We start from the raw sequence: 15,360 nt of genomic DNA on the forward strand, positions 1-15,360 counted from the left end.
GGGGAGCAAAGAGCGTGCGCCTGCCGGATGACCTCAATGATCGTCAGGGTAGCCTCGCACCAGCAAGCGTCTCACTTGACGACGGGTTCCGGACAGCGTCATCACGGTAACCACGAACCGTTTACGCCATGCCTTGTGGGCAATCCGCATCACTGCGGCTTCGCGACTGAAGAATCGCACATGCGCGCCACCGTACGTCTCCAGGGTAAACCCTTCTGCATCGCCGAAGTGATCGTACAGAAGCCCACTGACCTTGCCGGAAATACGCAAGGCGCGGCTTTTATCAGGATCGGCGACACCACCGGTCTCTCCAAGCCAGTCATCCTCGCCCGGCTCCAGGAAGGGGTCCTCTGCGCCGTGAGCGCCACCGTCACCGGGCTGGTGTCCGGCGTTTCCACCCGGATGCGGCTTGCCTGCATCGCCAATCTGCCCGTCCGGGGTCACAGGAATAGCGAACGGGTCTCCGCCCAGCCCCTGAACCTTTTTGATCATTAATTCCACGTAATAACGCAAGGTGGCAGACCAACGGCTGCTACGACGCAGTCTTGCCAGGCGCCAACGAAACACCGACAGCAAACGGAGATGGTGGACCAGCATTTCCTCCTTGACCGACACCGGTACGCCCAGCTGAAAACTGCCAATGGTTTCCCGCCAGAGTCCGGACTGACGTCTGGCCTGCTCAACCGCTTTCGGATCAGGATGGGTAATAATCACCGCACCATCGCCGGCCATATCCAGCGCCGACAGCTCCGTAATCAGGGTGCGGTTGTCACCCAGATCATAGCTGCCCTGCATGGTGGACTTTTTACGGCTGCGGGTTCGGGCGGAAGCCTTGGCCCGGGGTTTTTCCAAACTGGCCACCAGTTTCTCTGCCGTCTTGCGATCAATAAATTCCGTGCGGGCAGGAGGAACAGGCACCCGCCGCTGCCGGTTAGTAACTTGCCGAACGGCCAGATCGAATCGCTGGCCTTTCTTGATGCCCAGAGGGAACTCCACAATGACCACCCCGGTACGCCGATACGGGCTGCGTGGCACCGGTATATATCGTGTTCCCCCACCCGGTACCGTGATGGTATGCGCCCCTTCCACACGAATATCGTGACGGGGATAAAAGCGATCAGCCAACGCCACCACCTCTTGCGCCTGCCAGTCCGGAATGTGCAGGCTTGTCCAGGTCCCCTCGGGGACACTGCCCAACCACTCCAGCAACAACTCGTCCGGCCACAAAGTATCGGTAATTGGCCCCGGGGCTGCCTCGATCTCAAAGGTATGGAAAGCCTGCCGTGAGGCCTCCAGGCCCGGGTTCGCCACCGCACTCATGGCCAGATTTCGCTGCGACAGTTTGTCCGAAGTGGAAGGCCTGGAACCATTGGGAATCGGCGTTCCTGCGAACTCAATCTGTGCCACCAGACACTGGTGCTCGCCCATCAGTAAATCCTGGAGGGGTTGGTTCGGTCCACCGGACAGGGGCGTTTGCGGCACATAGGGGTCGCTGAGATTGTTATCAATCAGCGCGCCAAAGAAAGTCGATACTTCGCTGTCACCAGAACTTATATTCCTGACGTTATCAGCATCCGTCTGGTTTTCGGGATCGGCGGTACGTTGTTGCGAGAAGAACGGGAAAGAAAGCCATTCATTGCCACTGGCGGTCACCCCGGGAATGGCAATGGGGTCCGACCCTGTGGTGCGCTTGTAGCCTTCCTGGGGTTCGCCGCCTTGCGGGTGTTGGTAAGTGAGTGCCGCTGTCGTCTGCGAAGTAAAGATGCGGAAAAATACTCGTACCTGGCTGGCCGAGGCCGAGTCCTCACTCAGCCGTACCCGCGCAATGGCAAAGTTGTAGATCTTCTTTCCGGATTCGGTGGTGAGTGCGAATGGGCTCAATGCGGACTCGGACTGTGCAATGCTCAGGCTCTCGAACTGCGCCACAGAAATGCTGTCCATCACCTCACGAATGAAGGTGTAGGCCTGCGCCTTGCTGGCATTGTCGGGAAGGCTGACACCAAACTTCGACGTCCCCGCCACGACGGTGAATACCCGCACATCCGAACTGAGCCAGGTCTTGGCGCCATCCGCGGCCAGATCCAGCATGAACGGATTGGCAGCCTTCACCAGTTGCAGCCAGGCCGAATCGGTAAGCGGATCAGCCACCGCCGGTGACGACAACGACGCCAGCACCGGAAAGTTCATGAAATCGTCGGGAAATCCGAAAGCCGACTCGTCCACAAAGCGCACCCGATAGGTAAACGTAAAGCGCTGTATCTGATCCGGCAATCCCGGCGCGTCGGAATCGATTCCAGTGGGCTCGATTTCGATACCACTGGCGCCGCTCACCGTTACTGTCGGCGCCCAATCTTCCAGTTCGGATTGCGATGGCATCAGTGAATCAATCGGGCCGGCGGGAAACTGGTCAGGCTTGAGCGCATCCACAGTGACCAGGATCGCCCCTTCAAAAATCCCGGCTCCAGACACTTCATCCTGACTGAATGTACTGCGTTCCAGAATCAGGCGCACACGGGGTCGAGGGCGCGCCAGCCATTGGGTGATATTGACAAAGACGGCCTTGATATCCGCGAAGGTATCTTCCGCACCCGGATAGCCGAATCCCTCCCCCTTGGCCGCATCGGGGCCGGTGCGGTCCATCTGTTCAGGCGTGACAATATCACCGTCACCAGTGAGGTTGATGTCGATGTAATGATGAAAGGTGGAACCGGTCACTACCCTTCCCACTCCAACCTTTCTGCCATCATAGACACAAAGCGTGTTGACGGTTTTTGGCCCGGACACCGCCGTATCTACATCAGTATTGGTGGCGCCATATTTCTGCGTTTGCTCCAGCCCCTGCCCTGTGGCGATCACTCTTGGCGTTTCGCGTTCACCCTCTGCCAGTGGAAACTCGATAAATCCGGGTGCCACGCCTGCCGGCAACGAATGGGTGTAATAGGACTCGGACAGATCACCATCACCAAGGGTTTGCCCCTCATGCATATGGTCCGGGTAGACAATAATGTCTTGCCCTCCCCGCCGCAGGATCGGGTGTGCCGGGGAGTCCAGCGGCATGATTGGCTGTGGAATGGAGTCGGACTGGTTTTCAAAATACACATGTCCATCATCCGAACCATCATTGTTCAGGTCATAATTTCCAAGTGGGTTTTTCTGAACGGTATCGGCACGATCAATACCGACCACCGTATGGTTTCGGGGGAAATCCGCGGGCATGGGTGAGTTTCCATCGCCGTCCCCAAACCAGGCCCGCATGGTACGTACTCGTGGAATATGCCCACACATATCCGCCCCGATGCTGTCATGATCACCGGTGGCAAACACCCCGCCACCGGCATCCATAAAAACGGTGATCGCCCCCATTTCGGCATTCGTCAGCGGGTGATCACCACTCGGGGCTGTGGAGCCTGGAAATGCATTTCGACCGTGATGGCCAATCAGCCAGATCACATCGAAATCCAGCAGATTCACGCTGGTCGCAAAATTGAAGTCCGGTATATCCCCATCGCCATTGGCATCCCGATGTGCCCGGGTGACCTGCATGCCTGCTGCTGTCAGCGTGTTCACAAGCGTCAGATAGGTGAAATCCTTGACTGCGGCGGGTTCCTCAAATCGATAGCTGCCGTCGAGTACGACAAGTACGTTGATAGTCATGTCGGGTAGCCTCCCTGCTAACCACAAAAAGCCGACATGGACGGTGCGACTGACGATGGTGGCGGAAACCACCACGCCCCCTTCCCTGCTGGACAGGCCGGGGAAAGCAGGCCATCTCAAATTACCTATGGGGAGGCGGGTTTCAGTCATTGCCGAATATCGGGCGACGTCCATGTCACCTGAGGCGTTATGCATCGCGCATAACACCAATCCGGCCTTCATCGTGAGCCTGTGTTGAATGTCCTGCTGTGAAGTAGGTGGCAGACTGGGAAACTGATACGCCTGTGCCAGAGCAACACTGAACCATGCTCACTCAGCTCAAGTTCCGTGTTCCCCTGGGCCTTGTGCTGAAACGCCACCACAAAGGGGAAAGCATCAGAAGATGATCTCCATGATACGGCGCATCAGGGTATAGGGCAGCAGACGGGCCGAGAGAGTCGCGAGCCAGTTGATCAGCCCGGGGACAACTTCACGCCGCCCGCGGTGCAGGCCGTTTAACGCTGACCAGGCCACCGCTTCACTCTTGCCGGTGAGCAGCTTCGCGAGCAGGTTCCGCTGGTGCCCCGCCACTTCAAAAAACTCGGTTTCGGTGGCGCCGGGTGACACAACCGTGACCCGCACCCCTGCCGGCCGCAACTCTCCGTTCAAGGCATAACCCAGCGCCCGCACATAGTGTTTGCAGGCGCTGTAACCGGCATAGCCCGGAATCGCCATGTGTCCGGCCACTGACGCCACCAGCAGCACATAGCCTTCGCCCTGGGCCTGCATTCGGGTGGCAAAATGGTGAGTGAGGTGCGTCAGGGCGGTCATGTCTACGTCCATCATGCCCTGCAAATGGTCCCAGGGCATCGCCACAAACGGCTCCTGCAGCCCAAGACCGGCATTGTTGATGAGGATGTCCACTTTCACCCCGCGCCCATCCAGCGCATCCAACATGGCCTGCCGTGACACCGGGTCCATCAGGTCACAGGGCAACACCAGCACATCCACCGAAAATTCCGCCAATAGCGTATCCCGCAGGGATACCAGACGGTCCTCCCGGCGGGCAGTGAGCACCAGGTTCGCCCCTGCAGCGGCCAGCAACCGGGCGTAATCCTTCCCCATGCCGGAAGAGGCCCCGGTAATCAACGCAGTCTTGCCAGAAAAACGCTTCATCTCCACCTTCCCTTGTCACACCAGCCGTCAATGTCGCTGCAGGTATCACTGCGAGCAGCAGCAAATTGCCAACAAGAAGGTGATGATTCAACCAAACGGGGAAACACCGGGTGACCAAAAATCGATGGAAGCGACCAAAGTGATCCCGTTCAGAAACGATCACGCTGGGCAACACTGCCACCCCTCGAGAAAAAGCCGCAAAAAAAACTGAATTCGCACGGACAAAAACGATCAAGCCCGGTAAATACCGGCTTCACAGCCCCTCAGGGGAGACAAGACAGGAAAGATCAGAAAGTGGCCAAATACATGCCCATCTTTATTCCTGATGAAATGAAGGCCGCAAGGCCAGCACCACAAAGCTGACAGCCACCGCGAGGATTTCCAAGGCCAGATACAGATACATAAAGCCATTGGCAGATCCATCCACGATCAGGCCATAGCACCGCCCCACCGCCATGCCGCCAAGCACCAGTATCACAGCCCATACCCCCGCGCGCACCGTTGTCGGCTGGGCCGCCAGTTTGAATAACAGGCCAGCAAGGCCCAGCGACAAGCCCCCATAGGTGGCCCGTACATCAATCATGGCCGAAGGCATGATGGGCACCTCCCCCAGCTGTCGCAGCAGAAAGGTCTCCGGCCAGAACAGAAACACCGTCCCGTAGGCCAGAAACACCACCGCGACTACTCGTACCAGTATTGCTTGCATGCGCAGCCTCCCTGCCCTGAATTAGTGATCGGTAGAATCAGGCGAGTGTTCGTCTGCTGAGAACAGTGCAAACAAGGCTTCACCAGTGAGATTGCGGGTCTGTTCAGCAAAGGAATAGAACGGGGGTTTGCGGTCAATAAAGACCTGCTCTGTCAGTTGCCAGTTTTCGCATTCCTGAAACAGCCCCACGGGGATCGCGGTGTGCCCACCTTCACGGAGCCGGTAAAAAAGGTGCGTGCCACACTCCCGGCAAAATCCTCGCTCGGCCCAGTCCGAAGAACCGAACACGGCCACTTTTTCCTCACCAAACCACTGCACGCTTTCTTCACACTCTACGGCCAGCAACGGCCCCCCTCCCCACTGCCTGCACATATCACAGTGACAGGCGCCTACATGCAGGGATTTTGGGGTGGCTGTCAGGGAAACTTCACCGCAAAGACAGCGGCCAGACATCGGGTTTACATTGGGCATGTCGCACTCCATCCGTGGTGATACTGCCTCGATGCTCTACACTTTACTCCCTCAACTGCGCCCTGTGCAGTCTTGATGTGGCATCGCCCGGAGCCAGACCAGAGGTTGAAAGGGCACGCCACCTGAAAGCGATCTACAGCAGGGATCGCAGGGTCAGATAAGCCAGCGCCAGTAGCACACCGAGGCCCTGAAAAATCACTACCATGACGGCCGCCGGCTGTGTCCACTCAACATGATTCAGGGCCAGCACGACCAGTCCGACAGCGATACACGCCCAGCCCGCCAACGAGGCACCGATGAACAGCAGCAGCAGGCCAAGAAACGCATCCAGCATCGCCACCATGATGACCGGCCAACGTGCCATCAGCGTTTGTCCACCGCCTCGATATCTGGCAGCGGCCAGCGTTGCTCAAAGTACCCTTCCAGCGGCGCATAGAGCCGGAAATACACAAACCATGAACGCCCAGGCACGGTAGGGATCCAGTTGTTTTCAAACCCTTTCGGTGCTTGAGGCGCGAAGTAGATATCCACCGAGCCATCATCATTGGTCACCAGATCCTGCCGGGACGAGCGATCCGCAATCTTCTTGTCGTTCTGGATGATGCCGCGCGTCCCGGTATCGTATACCGTCACCGACCAGAACTGCTTTGCGGGCGGATCTGCAGGTACGCGCAAACGGTAGGTTTTACTGCCATCAAAGGCATGCCCTTGCGCATCCCGATAGGTAGACAGATAGGCCTGCCCCACCCCCGGGGTTTTCGTCACCATCCCCTTGGAAAGCGCCACGGCTTCATAGAAATACGCCGCCCGTTCGTCAAGCTGGCTATAGTCCTCAAGGTCCTGCTCAGGGTCCGCCATGATCAGGTAGTCCCAGTGCGCATCGTCACGATAGCGAGCGCCGCTGAAACGCTTGTCAAAGGAGTTGGCCTTGGCCATCAGCTCGCCCACCTGAGCCCCTTGTTGCAACAACTGCCGCTGGCGCTCATTTGGGGAGAAGGGTTTTCCACGCTCAATGCCCAATGGCCGTAACATGGCGACAAAGAAGCGGTCACGGTCATCCACTGGCTCGCGATCAATCACGGCAGCCAGCTGCTCCCAGAAAGCCATCCCCTGGGGCAAGGTTGCCGTCTGGGGCTGCGTTGGGACGATATGCTGTGTCGGGGAAGGGTTCGCCCGCTCCGTCCAGGGGTAAGTGCGTAATGCTTTTTCCATGGCGGCGACCTTGTCCGGATCGGTGTCCAGCGCCCGGTAGAAGAACCCGACTCCGTAGGTGGGCGTACGCACCACCCTGACATCCGCAGGCAATGCCTTTGGCGGCTCCTGACCCGGCCCGACCATCAGATACTGTCCGCCCTGCCCCTTGTCGGGCCCGGTAACACCGAAATCGGTTAACGGGCGCTGCCAGAAATCCATGGCAGACCCGGCAATGGCCCCGGCGGGGACTTCCAGCACCATGGGGCCCGACTCAGCCAGGTCCATGAAACCGATGATATAGGGCGTAGTGACATTGGCCGTCAGGAAACGGCTCACACCCTGGTAGCCCTTGTAGATCACAACATCACCGTTTTTCGCGCCAAGTTGCTCCCGCTGCTCGCGTAGCACGTATTCAAACCCAACCGTAGGCAGTGCCCACAAATAGGCCTGGCTGGCGCGCTGAAAGTCCATCGTATCGAACAACGCCTGGGCACTCTCCTGCGTCAGCACACCCAGCTCCAGTTCAATTTTGCCGATACGGGTATCCACTTGTTCCGTATCCGGCGTATCCGTTGCTGTCTGAGCCGTATCGCCCGGGCTCGTTTGTGGCTGCAACCGGGCGGGGTCATCGTCGCGAGGATCCGAACTATCGGAACAGGCAACCAGCATCATTAACAGAGCGGGAAACAACCATCCTTTGTTCATTGCATCAGTCCTGGTCAGTGCGTAAAAGCGAGCGCGACAGCATGGCCGCGCAAACTGCCTATCAAGGCTGTCGGTCGAATGCCTTTACTCCGGTCAGGAGTCAGCCCCCCGAAAGAAGTCTTGCGCCAGCAAGTCTCTGGCAAAGGCATTGTGCACGTTGCCGGTAACGCAATAGTGACCGAATTGCCCATGATAGGTATTGGCAAAAACATACTGCCAAAGACGTAACAGGAAAACTGTCGACATTGACCGGTTATACCCCGGACAGGGACACTCATCACACAGGATAGCCATCAGAAGGAATTACCGATGCGAATTGCCATTGTCGTGCTGGCCCTGCTCTGCGTGGGCCTTGTCGTCATGACGCAACTTGGAAGAGAGGCCGGGACAAGCGTTGCCACACAGCCGAATGCAGAGGCAGCACCAAACCGCCCGCAAGTCACAGAGCCTGCAGGGAGCGCGAAAAAAAAGGAAGAACCCAAAAGCTTTGTGGAACAGATCCAGAGTCTAGAAAACCACAGCAAGCCCACAGACTCACAATAAAGCCGCTCAAGCGTCAGGGCATCTCCTGACGTTTTTGCGCCACCAGCCAGGTGTGCAGCTCGGGATACTGGTCATACTCAAGATGGCGGCAAACGCAGCCGAGCCGCGCCAGCACGGCCAGATACCCCTCGATGCCCAATGAGGCGTAATACATTTCTGGCCCCATGAAATCATCACGATGATCACCCGGCGCATCGGTTCCACCAAAGGAAAAGATCAACACCCCACCGGGGGTCAGGCTCTCCACCAGACGCGTCAGCATGTTTTCCTGCTCACTCAGGGGCACATGCCACACACTGTCCCAGGCCGTGATGAAGGTATATTGGCCCGGGCTACGCCAGTGGCAAACGTCCTGATGATGGAACGTTACCTGGGGATGACGCTCGCGGGCCAAGGCCAGCATTTTGCCGGAGACATCCAGCCCTTCCGGTTGAAAACCTTCTTCAAGCAGCAAATCAATAAACCGGCCTGTGCAACCGCAGCCCACATCCAGCGCCCGCCCCTGTTGAGTGACAAATTGCAGCGCCCGGCGATGCGCCGCCATACCATTATCACGATTGAACCTGTCACTTTCCCAGAGGTGGGTAATAGTGTCGTATTTCTTGCCGGTCTCAACGGGGTTCATGGCGTTCCACAGGCTTACCTGTCATAAAAACCCAGGCGAAAAAAAGCATGAATGCAAGATCATTCAATCCGTAAATACTGTAGAAGATTCCTGCAAACAGATCCTGTTCATACACCAAACCCAAGCTATGATTCGACATCCACAGCCCCCACGCTACCACATACACCAGCTTTTCAATGGCAAAGGCCGCCGCCAACCCACGAAGATCTGCCTTGATAAAGGCCGCCCCCAAATACGCCAGCCCCCACACTACGATCATTAATAGCCCAAAGTTGGACATGACCACCGGATCAGCCTGGTTGATGGCGTCATTGGTGAAGACACGGGAGAAAAACAGTACACCACCAATATTCATCAATGCAGCAGCGATAAAACCGTTTCGGATCAAGTTGCTATTCATTTTTTCCCCATGGGAACAAATTATTGTTTCATATACCCGGATGACCACATCAGATATTCATCAGTGCTGTATCTGCTTGAGAGGCTACTTCGGGAAGCCCATGAACGCATCACTGGCCGAAGAAACTCAGCGATAAAGCGACCACCCAGGATCGTGAGCTACCTCATACCCCCAATGCAGTGTTGATTCCTGTTGTTTCATTTTCTCAAGCACTCCATCAACCGTATCAGGCTGTGCAGTGTAGAAAACAAGTTGGCGCATTCTCGGGACAGTCAAAACAACAGCAATGACAGAATCAGTGTTTTTTAGAGCTGCACCGACCTTATCTTCAAATTGATGCAAGTCATTAGATGCTTCAGCTATAGGGAATCCGTTCTCATCAACTCTATTAATTCCTATCGCAATCATCACCCGATAAGGATAAGCCTCGCGGCTCTTTGCCACCGCCAACGCCCCGCGGTTTTTCCTCACTATCAAGGGAGCGCCATCAACGGAGCCACGGCTAACAGCCCAGGATTCTTTTGGGTCATCGGTTGCTATTTGGCTTCTGGTGCAAGCCAGCAATGCCAAAATCACAGACACCACCACAAACATTTTTATAATTTTCACGACTATCCATGTCCCTATTTTCTTCAACAACTCGGCATTACAGGATAATGATATCCAGCAGAAGTCGGGGTTAGCCTTTATTCTTCCAATCCAGACTATAAAGGTCATCCCTGCGATCGCGCAGATTGGTGACCGACCCTTCCCGGTGCAGCAGTTTCAGTTTTTCCAGATCCACATCCGCAAACATCAGCATTTCGGTGTTGGGTACCGACTCACTGATGATGGCATCGTGGGGAAAATAGAAATCGCTGGGGGAAAATACCGACGACTGGGCGTACTGGATATCCACCGCATCCACCCTGGGCAGGTTGCCCACCGAACCAGCGATGGCCACGTAACATTCGTTTTCGATGGCGCGAGCCTGGGCACAATGACGCACCCGCAGATAACCATTCTTGGTGTCAGTCCAGAACGGGACGAACAGGATATCCATCTTTTCTTCGGCCAGCAGACGGCCCAGCTCCGGAAACTCCACGTCGTAACAGATCAGAATACCGACGCGACCGGCATCGGTATCGAACACCTGTACCTTGTTGCCGCCCTGGATCACCCAGTCCCGACGCTCATGGGGCGTGATGTGAATCTTGTACTGGGACTCCACCGACCCGTCACGGCGCATCAGATAAGCGACGTTATAGACCTTTTCATCTTCGATCACCGGCATGGAACCACCGACGATATTGATGTTGTAACTCACGGCCATATCCGCCAGCGCATCACGCACCTCATTGGTAAAGCTGGCCAGGAAACGCACCGCTTCCACCGAGTTCAACTCCGGACGCAGGCCCATGAGTGGCGCACTGAAAAATTCCGGTAGCACGGCAAAATCCGCGCGGTAATCCGATAACGCGTCGATAAAGAATTCCACCTGGTTAAGCAGGTCCTGTACATCCCGTGCAGCCCGCATCCGCCGCTGGACGACACCCACCCGGACCACGGTGCGACGGGGCCACTCGGTATCTTCATCTTCCGGTTCATAAAGAATGTTGTCCCATTCCAACAGCGTTGCGTACCCGCGAGAGTCTTCATCCTCCGGCAGGTATTGCTTCATGAGACGTTTCACATCGAAGCCATTGGACAGCTGAAACGACAGAATAGGGTCATAGATTGCGCGGGCTTCTACCTGCTCAATGTATTCGGTGACCTTCATCTGGTCTGCGTATTTGGAAAAGCCCGGCAAACGACCACCGGCCAGAATGGCACGCAGATTCTCTTCCCGACACAGCTCCTTGCGCGCCTCGTAAAGCCGGCGCCCCAGACGGTAACCGCGGTATTCCTTGTCCACAAACACATCCAGACCATAGAGCGCATCCCCCTTGCGGTTATGGGAACGCACCTTGTCGTCGGTGATCAGGTCTTCATAGCGGTGCGGGTTGGAGAAGCGGTCGTATTTCACCTTGATGGTTAGCGCGGTTGCCACCAGCTCCCCATTATCCTCGATCACCAGCTGCCCTTCCGGAAAAATACGGATCAGGGTGCGAATGGTGTCTTCCGGCCAGGCCCCGCCAATGTCGTGATAGACCTGGTCCATCAGTCGTGCCAGCGCCGGGTAGTCCTCTTCGGTCAGGGTGCGCAGGCGCAGGCGGGTCGTTTCTTCAGCCATAACAACTCCTTGTGGATGCGCTGCACGCTCTATGCCGAGCGCTGCAGCACATTAAACATCAACAACATTACCGCTTTGAGGCCGGGCTCTATCAGGCATTCAGCGGCGGGAACGGGATCAGCCAACTCATGGCACGATTGTGCAGCGCATCGGGGCCTGTGGGATAGAGGCCAACGCCATCGGGACGAATAAAAATCACCCCTCCATCATTCAGTGCGACGTAGCCGGAAGCATGCTCACGCACAAACCCGCAGGCTTGCCCCCAGGACGGTTGCAGCGAGGGTGGAATGCTTTCGTAGCCAATGACACCATTGGCGAGGGGGTCATCGATGGCGACCCGGTCACGATAGAGGCCAATAGCATCTTCCCCCACCAGCAGCACCATGCCCTGATGGAAGTGCAGCAGGGTCACATTGCCACGGCCGTTGAGAGTCAGATTTTCCTGGCGATCGATAATGGTATCCATAAGCAACCTTGGCAGATTGGGCAGATAAATGGCTGAAAACATTGTAATACTTACCGGCGCGGGAATCTCGGCGGAATCCGGCATCAAGACGTTCCGGGCGTCAGACGGCCTGTGGGAAAACCACCGGGTCGAAGATGTGGCCACACCCGAAGCCTTCTTTCGCAACCCGCTGATGGTGCAACAGTTCTATAACACCCGCCGCGAGCAATTGCTCAGCGCTGCCATCAAGCCCAATGCCGCGCATCAGGCCCTGGCACGGCTCGAAACGGCCTGGCCGGGACAGGTTCTGCTGATCACCCAGAACATCGACAACCTGCATGAACGGGCAGGCAGTCGCAACCTGATCCACATGCATGGGGAACTGCTCAAAGGGCGCTGTCAGACCAGCGGTGGGTTGCTGGAGATTGATCACGATCTGACACCGGCGCTCCCCTGCCCGCTCTGTGGGAAACCCGGCTGTCTGCGCCCCCATGTGGTGTGGTTCGGGGAAATGCCCCTGCAAATGGAGACGATCTACCAGGCGCTGGCCCGGTGTGACCTGTTCATCAGTATCGGCACCAGCGGCAACGTCTACCCGGCGGCAGGTTTTGTGGAAGAGGCCAATCGTCACGGCGCGCACACCATTGAGCTCAACCTGGAGCCCTCACAGCGACTGACCGCCTTTGCCGAGCACCGTCACGGACTGGCCACAGATCTCGTGCCCCGCTACGTGGATGAGCTGCTTGCCACCTGAACCTGCAGTGGCCCACGTGCTCGCCAGACAAAGCAGGATCAGGTACAGAACCTGCGGATGGCAGGCCTGCAACAGACACCAATATTGAGGGTTTCTATCACCGGCAGAGGCGGCCTCATATTTCTATAAGCCGCTGTTTCCGCTAGACTGCTGGACCTCTAAGAAGGGAGAGTCAGCCAGGGGCGCGGCCTCCAGCAACGACAGGTAGCAAAGACCATCATGACCGATAAACAGGTAGACGATCTCAATATCGCCTCACAGGAACTCCTGATCACCCCGAATGCGCTGAAAGAAGAGCTGCCGCTCTCGGACAACGCGCGCAAGACGGTGATTGAAGGGCGCGAGACCATTCGCAACATCCTCGACCGCAAGGACCACCGTCTGTTCGTGGTCATCGGCCCCTGCTCTATCCATGACACCAAGGCGGCCATGGACTACGCGCAAAAGCTGAAAGCACTTGCCGAGGAAGTGAAAGACACCATCTACCTGGTGCTGCGGGTCTATTTCGAGAAGCCACGTACTACAACTGGCTGGAAGGGGCTGATCAACGACCCCTACATGAATGATTCCTTCAAGGTGCAGGATGGTTTGCATATCGCCCGCAAGCTGCTGCTGGACGTGGCCGAGCTGGGTCTGCCGGCCGCCACCGAAGCACTGGACCCAACCACCCCCCAGTACATTCAGGATCTGATCGCCTGGAACGCGATTGGCGCCCGTACCACCGAAAGCCAGACCCACCGGGAAATGTCGTCCGGTCTGTCCAGCCCGGTGGGCTTCAAGAATGGCACCGATGGCAGCCTGGATGTGGCCGTCAACGCCATGCTGAGTGTGCAGTCCCCACACCGCTTCCTGGGTATTGATCCGGAAGGCCGTGTGGCACTGACCACCACCAAGGGCAACCAGTACGGTCATGTAGTACTGCGCGGTGGCGGCGGCAAGCCGAACTATGATTCCGTATCCGTGGCCCTGGCCGAAAAAGCGCTGGAAAAAGCCGGCGTCTCCACCAACATCATGGTGGACTGCTCCCACGCCAACTCCAACAAGGATCCCGGCCTGCAGCCTCTGGTGATGGAAAACATCGCCAATCAGATTCTCGAAGGCAACCAGTCCATTGTTGGCCTGATGGTGGAATCCCACCTGAAATTCGGCAACCAGAAGATCCCGGCCAACCTGGATGACCTGGAATACGGTGTGTCCATTACCGATGGCTGTATCAGCTGGGAAACCACGGAAGAGTCCATCCGTGACATGGCCAGCAAGCTGCGCGAGGCGCTACCCAAACGTTTGGGCTGATCCACTGCCGAGCACTGAAAAGCCGCCTTACTGGCGGCTTTTTTATGGTTCAATCGTCCACAGCCCCCCCTTCCGTAGGAGCGTCGCTGGCGGCGCGATAACCCACGTCGTTAAAGACGGATTTACCACAGAGGACACAGGGTCCACGGAGCAAAACCGTCTTCCTCAGCGAACTGTGCCCTCTGTGATAAAGATACTTTTGATCCTGGTCTGGGATCGCGCCGCCACCGAGCGTAGCGAAGGAACGCCCGCAGGGCGGCCCGGAGGATGAGCGAAGCGAATAACCGACGCACCTACGGCAAGTAAGGGTATTAAGTCGGGCCTTTCCCGCTAACCCACGATAAACCAAAAAAAAACCCGGCGATAAACGCCGGGTTTTTTGAGGCTGTTTCCTGACAGGCAGGTTTACATGAAACCGCCAAACAGGGTATCAAACAGCTCCGTCAGGGCACTGGTATCAAGAGTCGGTTCTTCCGGTGCTTCCTGGTTGATCAGACAGCCCAACCCCAGTGTCAGGGACAGATTGCCTTCTTCGTTGAAGGCGCTCAGCAACGGGCAGCCTGGCAGCAGGCCAATGCTTTCCGTATTGAGCAGTTCAACGTTGTCCAGTGACTCCACAAAGCAGGCACGCGGATCGACACTGCCAGTCGCAGACGTCTGCGGGCATACCTGTTCGGTCAGCGGATTCGGCTCACTCAGCGGGCCCAGCAGTTCTTCCAGAGCGGCAAGACCTGCTCCCGCTTCTGCCAGACAATCCGCCGGGGTGGTCGGTCCCAAATCACCCGCTGCCGTTTCCGGGCAGAATTGCTCCAGCGCAGGGGCCAGCGGGTTGTCACCACCGCCCGGCATGCCACCGGTCACTGCTTCTTCGAAACAGGCTGCCGGATCCACGGAACCGTCTGCAGATTCATTGGGGCACAGGGCTTCGGTAAGCGGGTTCGCACCACCGATGATGTCCTCAATGTTGCCGAAGCTGCTGCCCGCTTCAGTCAGACAGTCCACCGGTGTGGTCGGGCCCACTTCGGCTTCAGCCGTATTGGGGCAGAACTGCGCCAGTACAGGTGCCAACGGGTTATCACCACCACCCGGAGTACCACCGGACAGGGCTTCTTCGAAACAGGCTGCCGGGTCTACCTGACCATCAGCGGACTCTTCCGGGCAGAACTGCTCAGTAAGCGGGTTGGAACCTGAGATCAGGTCCTG

At 57.1% G+C, this 15,360-nt stretch carries 15 protein-coding genes and 1 pseudogene; 3 read left to right on the forward strand and 13 right to left on the reverse strand.

Going from position 1 to position 15,360, the window contains the following annotated elements:
- Positions 1 to 33 precede the first annotated feature (33 nt).
- The 7 genes from A15D_RS11525 to A15D_RS17255 form a co-directional block, all read right to left on the reverse strand.
- Positions 34 to 3,654, reverse strand: coding sequence for a hypothetical protein (locus tag A15D_RS11525; RefSeq protein ID WP_102792054.1), 3,621 nt, complete (start codon positions 3,652 to 3,654; stop codon positions 34 to 36).
- Between the two features lie 375 nt (positions 3,655 to 4,029).
- On the reverse strand, positions 4,030 to 4,809 hold the full coding sequence (locus A15D_RS11530; protein ID WP_102792055.1) for an SDR family oxidoreductase: 780 nt from the start codon (positions 4,807 to 4,809) through the stop codon (positions 4,030 to 4,032).
- A 316-nt stretch (positions 4,810 to 5,125) separates the two neighbouring features.
- The gene (locus A15D_RS11535; protein ID WP_102792056.1) at positions 5,126 to 5,515 is read right to left on the reverse strand and encodes a DUF4345 family protein; all 390 of its coding nucleotides are present in this window, start codon (positions 5,513 to 5,515) and stop codon (positions 5,126 to 5,128) included.
- A gap of 21 nt (positions 5,516 to 5,536) precedes the next feature.
- A complete protein-coding gene (locus A15D_RS11540) occupies positions 5,537 to 5,986 on the reverse strand; it encodes a GFA family protein (protein WP_102792057.1) in 450 nt (149 codons plus the stop codon).
- A gap of 133 nt (positions 5,987 to 6,119) precedes the next feature.
- Positions 6,120 to 6,350, reverse strand: coding sequence for a hypothetical protein (locus tag A15D_RS11545; protein ID WP_102792058.1), 231 nt, complete (start codon positions 6,348 to 6,350; stop codon positions 6,120 to 6,122).
- A complete protein-coding gene (locus A15D_RS11550) occupies positions 6,350 to 7,885 on the reverse strand; it encodes a DUF1254 domain-containing protein (protein WP_199175888.1) in 1,536 nt (511 codons plus the stop codon). Before A15D_RS11550 ends, A15D_RS11545 begins: the two co-directional genes overlap by 1 nt.
- Before the next feature lie 93 nt (positions 7,886 to 7,978).
- The gene (locus A15D_RS17255; protein WP_158245805.1) at positions 7,979 to 8,131 is read right to left on the reverse strand and encodes a hypothetical protein; all 153 of its coding nucleotides are present in this window, start codon (positions 8,129 to 8,131) and stop codon (positions 7,979 to 7,981) included.
- A 63-nt stretch (positions 8,132 to 8,194) separates the two neighbouring features.
- On the opposite strand from A15D_RS17255, the gene A15D_RS11555 reads away from it, so the two are divergent.
- A complete protein-coding gene (locus A15D_RS11555; RefSeq protein WP_102792059.1) occupies positions 8,195 to 8,428 on the forward strand; it encodes a hypothetical protein in 234 nt (77 codons plus the stop codon).
- Positions 8,429 to 8,441: 13 nt separating this feature from the next.
- Here A15D_RS11555 and A15D_RS11560 read toward each other — a convergent pair whose 3' ends face one another.
- From A15D_RS11560 to A15D_RS11580, 5 genes are all read right to left on the reverse strand, one after another.
- Positions 8,442 to 9,053, reverse strand: a complete 612-nt coding sequence (locus tag A15D_RS11560; RefSeq protein ID WP_102792060.1) for a trans-aconitate 2-methyltransferase — start codon at positions 9,051 to 9,053, stop codon at positions 8,442 to 8,444.
- Complete coding sequence (locus A15D_RS11565) at positions 9,040 to 9,453, reverse strand: hypothetical protein (protein WP_102792061.1); 414 nt, start codon at positions 9,451 to 9,453, stop codon at positions 9,040 to 9,042. Before A15D_RS11565 ends, A15D_RS11560 begins: the two co-directional genes overlap by 14 nt.
- A 126-nt stretch (positions 9,454 to 9,579) precedes the next feature.
- Positions 9,580 to 10,062: a DUF695 domain-containing protein gene (locus A15D_RS11570; protein ID WP_158245806.1), complete on the reverse strand. Its 483-nt coding sequence runs from the start codon at positions 10,060 to 10,062 to the stop codon at positions 9,580 to 9,582.
- Between the two features lie 70 nt (positions 10,063 to 10,132).
- Positions 10,133 to 11,665, reverse strand: a complete 1,533-nt coding sequence (locus A15D_RS11575; protein WP_102792063.1) for a bifunctional GNAT family N-acetyltransferase/carbon-nitrogen hydrolase family protein — start codon at positions 11,663 to 11,665, stop codon at positions 10,133 to 10,135.
- A 91-nt stretch (positions 11,666 to 11,756) separates the two neighbouring features.
- Complete coding sequence (locus tag A15D_RS11580; RefSeq protein ID WP_102792064.1) at positions 11,757 to 12,131, reverse strand: hypothetical protein; 375 nt, start codon at positions 12,129 to 12,131, stop codon at positions 11,757 to 11,759.
- A 28-nt stretch (positions 12,132 to 12,159) separates the two neighbouring features.
- Between A15D_RS11580 and cobB the strand changes: the two genes are divergently transcribed.
- Together cobB and A15D_RS11590 are read left to right on the forward strand one after the other, a co-directional pair.
- Positions 12,160 to 12,864, forward strand: a complete 705-nt coding sequence (gene cobB, locus A15D_RS11585) for a Sir2 family NAD+-dependent deacetylase (RefSeq protein WP_102792065.1) — start codon at positions 12,160 to 12,162, stop codon at positions 12,862 to 12,864.
- Positions 12,865 to 13,083: 219 nt separating this feature from the next.
- Positions 13,084 to 14,157 (forward strand): 3-deoxy-7-phosphoheptulonate synthase, encoded by a 1,074-nt coding sequence (locus A15D_RS11590; RefSeq protein ID WP_022984196.1) that lies wholly within the window; start codon positions 13,084 to 13,086, stop codon positions 14,155 to 14,157.
- A gap of 405 nt (positions 14,158 to 14,562) precedes the next feature.
- On the opposite strand, the pseudogene A15D_RS17260 reads toward A15D_RS11590, so the two are convergent.
- Positions 14,563 to 15,360 (reverse strand): annotated as a pseudogene (locus A15D_RS17260) (hypothetical protein); the annotation flags it as partial.

Source organism: Alcanivorax sp. MD8A, from assembly GCF_002888555.1.
GTDB lineage: Bacteria > Pseudomonadota > Gammaproteobacteria > Pseudomonadales > Alcanivoracaceae > Alcanivorax.